The 3501-nt window shown below is 73.0% G+C and carries 2 protein-coding genes; both read right to left on the reverse strand.

Going from position 1 to position 3501, the window contains the following annotated elements:
- Positions 1–1416, reverse strand: a 1416-nt coding sequence (locus tag ACFWXO_RS10410; RefSeq protein WP_380523164.1) for a sensor histidine kinase, incomplete at its 3' end; no start/stop codon positions are given.
- A gap of 478 nt (positions 1417–1894) precedes the next feature.
- On the reverse strand, positions 1895–3232 hold the full coding sequence (locus tag ACFWXO_RS10415) for an acyl-CoA dehydrogenase family protein (protein WP_380523165.1): 1338 nt from the start codon (positions 3230–3232) through the stop codon (positions 1895–1897).
- Positions 3233–3501: the final 269 nt, after the last annotated feature.

Here is a 3501-nt window from a genome sequence, read left to right on the forward strand (position 1 = left end):
TCGCCACACACCCGCCCCGCGCCCCACCCCCCCCCACACACACCCCCGCCCGCCCCCCCCGCCGCCGCGGGGGGGGCGGGGCCCCCCCACCCCCCCGGGGGAACCGACGCCACCGATCCCGTCGACCCCGCCCGAGGTGCTGCTCGTCAGTCCGTTGAGCACCCCTGCCAGCGCGCCGGACAGCTCGTCGTCGACCACGCCGAAGTCGCCGTCGGACGGCCGCGGTTCGGGCACCGGGGTCCGGGTGACCCGCGCGCCGGACGGCAGCCCGGGCACCGTGGCCGGCTGCTCCGCCTGCTCCAGCAGCACCGAGGGCACCAGCACCACGGCCCGGGTGCCGCCGTACGGCGAGGGCCGCAGGGTGACCTGGATGTCGTGCCGGGCGGCGAGCCGGGCGACGACGAACAGGCCGAGCCGCAGGTCGTCGCCGAGCGCGGAGACGTCCAGCTCGGGCGGGTTGGCCAGGTACTCGTTGAGCCGCTCGTACTCCTCCTCGGTCATGCCGAGGCCGCGGTCCTCGACCTCGACCGCCAGGCCCTTGGGGACCTCCTGGGCCGAGACCTGCACCTGGGTGTACGGCGGGGAGAAGGTGGTGCCGTTCTCGATCAGCTCGGCGATCAGGTGGATCACGTCGGCGACGGCCTGCCCGCTGAGCGAGGCGCGCGGCACGCCCTGGACGACGACCCGGGCGTAGTTCTCGGTCTCGGAGACGGCGCTGCGCAGCACGTTGACCACGGGCACGGCGTTGCGCCAGCGCCGGGCGGGCAGTGCGCCGCCGAGGATGACCAGGTTCTCGGCGTTGCGCCGCATCCGGGTGGCCAGGTGGTCGACGGCGAACAGTTCGCGCAGCAGCTCGGGTTCCTCGTGCTCGCGCTCCAGCGCGTCGAGCATGCTGATCTGCCGGTGGATCAGGATCTGGGTGCGGCGGGCGATGTTGAGGAAGACCTTCTTCGTCCCCTCGCGGCCCTGGGCCTGGTGGACGATGGCGGCGACGGCGGCCTGCCGGACGGCGGCCAGGCCGTCGGAGGTCTGCTGGACCTCGTCGCCGACCCGCCGGGACGGTGCCCAGGTGGGCGGGGTGGGCACCGGCTCCCCGGCGCGCAGCCGGCCGACGATCTCGGGGATCTCGTGCTGGGCGAGCGCGAAGGTGTCGCCGCGCAGTCCGGCGAGCCGGGCGGACAGCGACCGGGCGGCCCGGATGCCGCGGACCAGGCTGACCAGCAGCACCAGCGCGACGGCGGCGGTGCCGGCCAGCAGCGCGGTGCGGTTCGCGGTGTCGCGCAGCAGGTAGGCGGCGTAGCCCCAGGCGGCGGCGAGGCCCAGGCTGGGGACCAGCACGAGGGCGAGGAGCGAGCTGCGGAGGGAGCCGGACCGGCCGGCGCGGTGGCCCGTGTGGGGGGCCGATATGCCTGGCATCTGATTCCTTGTTGCAGGGCCGAGTTGCAGGCCGGGTCTCGGGTCCGGACGGTGGGTCGGCCCGAGCGGACCGGACCGGGCGTCAGGGAGCCGAGGCCCGGGGTCGCCGGACGGGGTGACGCGGTGTCACCGTCCGTGCGGGTGCAGCTCGGCCGCCGACGGCAGGAAACCTATCAGTCCCAGGTGGCCCCATCGCAACATCAACTGACGATATGTGAACGGGCGATGGCAGGAGCGGCCAGTTCCGGTCGGAGCGTTCGCCGACGGATCGTCGCAGCTCAGCGCGGTCGGTGCGGAGCGGGGACGGCTCCCCGGGAGGTCGGTGGGCCTCTCGGGGAGCCGTCAGGAGCAGGTCAAATCGTCGTCATACCGAAAGTTCGCCACCATCCGGGCGGCAGCCGCGGATCCGGCGCTCCCGCCGCGCGGCTCGGTCCTCCGCGCGGCTCGGTCCTCCGTGCGGATCACCCCGCCGCGCGGCTCACCCCGCCGCGGAGAGCGGCACCACGCGAGCGCTCCGGACGCCCCGGACCCCGCGCGGGCTGTACCCGTACAGCTCCTCCGCCGGGGAGACCCCGGCGGCGCGGGCGGCCCCGGAGGCCCCGGACTCCAGCGCGTTGAGCTCGGTCCACGCCCAGCTCGCCAGGTCGGCCAGCTCGGCCGACCACTGCTTGCCGTAGGTGCCCGTCGCGACCTGTCCGAGCCGCAGCTTCTGCACGTCCGAGGTGCCGGCCGGGGCGTAGATGTGGGTGGCGTCCCGCAGGTAGCGGATGATGTTGTGCTCCTCCTGGGTGCCGCGCGCCGCGAAGATCTCCATCGCCTGACGTGCCGAGTCCATCGCGTACTCGGTGTTGATCAGCTTGGCGTTCATCAGCTCGGCGTCGCAGGCCTTGCCGTTGTCGAGCAGGTGCGAGGCGTGGTAGGCGGCCAACTTGGCCGTCATCAGCCGGGACTGCATCTCGCCGAGCTTGAGGGCGATGCTGTTCAGCTGGTTGATCGGCTTGCCGTAGAGCACCCGCTCCTCGGCGTAGCGCACCGTGTCCTCCACCACGGCGACGTGGATGCCGAGCGCGACGGCGCCCAGGTTCAGCCGGCCGTACAGGGTGGAGGAGGAGTAGGCGACGTCGAGGCCCTGCCCCTCCTCGGCGAGCCGGTTGCCGACCGGGACGCGGCAGTCCTCGAAGACGAGCTCGCCGAAGCTGAACCCGTGCAGGCCGCCCTGGGTGCCGACGGTGCCGGTGCGGAAGCCGGGCCGGTCGCTCTCGACCAGGAAGGCGGACAGCCCCTTGCTGCCCCGGCCGGTACGGAAGACCACGCCGTGGACGTCGCCGATGTGCGAGTTGCCGACGAACACCTTGCGGCCGTTCAGCACGTACTCGTCACCCTCGCGACGCGCGGTGCCGCCCATGCCGAGCACATGGCCGCCGGACTCCGGCTCGGTGACCGCGATCGTCGGCAGGCACTCCCCGGAGGCGAACTTCGGCAACCACGACCGGCGTTGGGCGTCCGAACCGAAGTGGATGACCTTGGCGACGCCGAGCTGGGAGGCCTGTGCCATCGCGCCCATCGCACCGCTGACCCGCGCCAGCTCCTCGACGATCACGGTCTTGGCGAGGTGTCCCAGGCCCAGGCCGCCGAACTCGCGCGGGATCGTGACGCCGATCCAGCCGCGGCGGGCGATCTCCCGCGAGAGCTCGAACTCGATCTCCCGGTCGGCCTCCATCCGGGCCACCTGAGGACGCACCTCCTTCTCCGCGAACTCACGCACCTCGGCCCGGAGGCTCTCGTGTCGTTCGTCGGTGAAGTAGTCCATCGCCATGCTTGGTCCTCTCATTCCGGTGGGTGTCGTGCCTCCCGTTCATGCCGTAGATGCCGCTCCGGCCGCTCCCCCTGAGGGTTCGGGTGGGGGTGTGGAGGTGTGGCGGTGCCGATCGCTTCCAAGCCATCGGTGCATGCGGACCTGGGGTCCGTCTTCGAACTCCCGTCTGCGGGCCGACGCCGGGGCACGCGCCTCGCCGCGTTGTCGTCGGTCGCCAATGCGCTGCATTGGGCTCCCTCCTCCGCCTTGCGATGCACGCACCCCAACGC

The organism is Kitasatospora sp. NPDC059088 (assembly GCF_042738155.1).
Classification (GTDB): domain Bacteria; phylum Actinomycetota; class Actinomycetes; order Streptomycetales; family Streptomycetaceae; genus Kitasatospora.